Origin of the sequence: Stenotrophomonas sp. GD03777, from assembly GCF_029842485.1 — a bacterium.
In the GTDB taxonomy this organism is placed as follows: Bacteria; Pseudomonadota; Gammaproteobacteria; order Xanthomonadales; family Xanthomonadaceae; genus Stenotrophomonas; species Stenotrophomonas sepilia.
This window is the reverse complement of record NZ_JAOCGL010000219.1, coordinates 1-1,690: the sequence shown is the minus strand read 5'-3', so window position 1 is coordinate 1,690 and position 1,690 is coordinate 1. Positions and strand designations below refer to the sequence as shown.

Sequence of the window (1,690 nt, the reverse complement as noted above, 5' to 3'; positions counted from 1 at the left end):
CGGGTCTTGTCAGCCTGCAGCTCGGGATCATTGAGAATCTTGATGCCATCGATGCTGGACAGCGCCACCTGCATCCAGGCAAGGCTCTTGTCGATTTGCGCCTCGGGCTTCTCGTCCTTGCCGGTCACAATGTGCGTGATCAGGCCCTTCACGTCTTCCGTCAGGAATTCATGGAGGTCGCGACCGAACGTGCCCATGCTCGTCGCCACCGCCACGATCAGGGCGGCGCGCGCCATGTTGGTCACCAGGATCATCATCGAGTCCCGGCTGCGGCCGGTGACGATCCGATAGCCCTTTACCACTTTTCCACAGCGCAGTAGAAGAACAATTGCCCACTAAAGAAGGTGCACGAGTCGCAATGCAACCTTGATGAAGTCGTTCTCGCTCAACTTCTCGCCGAGCGGCTTCTTCAGCCGCGCGTTCTACCCCAGGCTCTTGAGCAGCTTGGCTCAGGTACGCTCATACCATCAAAGATGTCACGGCAGTCATGAGACTAGAACGACTCAAAGATCGGCTCAGAACAATCTGTATAAAGAACTTTGCACTGGCCGCCACCGATGTCCGCGCAATGGGACAGGACTCGATTTGCAGCCTCCTCCTTGGAGCCTGCAACCGAATAGGAGACACGGCCCTTACTCCCCCTCTCGGGATCAGCATATGCAACACACTGGTTCTTGTAGGTAGTTCCGACTTTGCAATCTCTAGCGCCATGGCTTGCGCAACGGGAAAGCGCCTCGGACGCAGCTTCCTGCTTTGAACGCCTTCCAACCGAAGCCCCCATATCACCTGTACTTACTGCGGTTGCAATAGCTCCCCAGGTTTTGATCCAGCGGCCAGTCGCGACCGGACCACTCGACCCTGCATCGCCTCCACTAGAGCCCGGTATTGGCGCACATCCACCAACCCCTTGGCCGCCAATCGGATATTGTCCGGGCGGGCAGCGCCCCTCCGCTTGAGCATCTTCTGTCACAAGCAAGAACAAAGCAGAGCAAATCCAAAAGAGGGAGATCACAATGCGCTTCACGTTAACTCTCCAAATACGCCTGAATCACTATCTACTAGGATGAGCAGCTCGCTGGCCAGTTTCCGCAATCTTTGTCGCATCCGACTGCGGCAATGTCATGCGGCTTGTTGACTGACTACTGTAGTCACCGGAGTCGACAGTTCGTCCCTTCTCTGGCGTCGCTGGCGTGTAGTAACTACCCGGCGGCTGCCCGCTGGGCCCCGGTGCCTGCGCCACCGGGCTGCCGCCTATCTGCGAATATGCCATGACGCCACCCAGCGTGCCCTGGAAGAACATCGCCGCCATTGGGGGAGCGGTCAGGATCAGGGTCGTGAGGATCAGGCCCATGCCGCCCTGCTGCATCGCCTGGCTGGTCATGCCGTCGCTGGAGGCGCCGTCGAGCAGGAACTTGTTGACCAGGGCGGTGGACCAGAACGCGGTCGAGACACGGATCACCATGTCCAGCGCGATCGATCCATTGCTGCCAGTACCGCCATCGAGAACATCGTGCCGATGCCATAGAACAGCCATCGCTGGAACAGCTGCTTGGTCTGGTCGAACAGCAGACACAGAATGAACAAGGGACCCAGGCCGATGAACAGGGCCATCGCAACCTCATACAGCAGCAGCATTGAACCTGCCGTCACCGCAGGGCCACCCGTGCCCAGGCCGATGAACCACATCGCG

Annotated in this window: 1 protein-coding gene and 2 pseudogenes; all 3 read right to left on the bottom strand. The window is 58.7% G+C overall.

Annotation, left to right across the window (positions count from 1 at the left end):
• Positions 1 to 254: pseudogene (locus N5E02_RS20910) on the bottom strand (type VI secretion protein); the annotation flags it as partial.
• A gap of 239 nt (positions 255 to 493) precedes the next feature.
• Entirely contained in the window at positions 494 to 970 is a 477-nt protein-coding gene (locus N5E02_RS20905; protein ID WP_256337619.1) for a DUF4189 domain-containing protein, read from the bottom strand.
• An 81-nt stretch (positions 971 to 1,051) separates the two neighbouring features.
• Positions 1,052 to 1,690 (bottom strand): annotated as a pseudogene (locus N5E02_RS20900) (type IV secretion system protein); the annotation flags it as partial.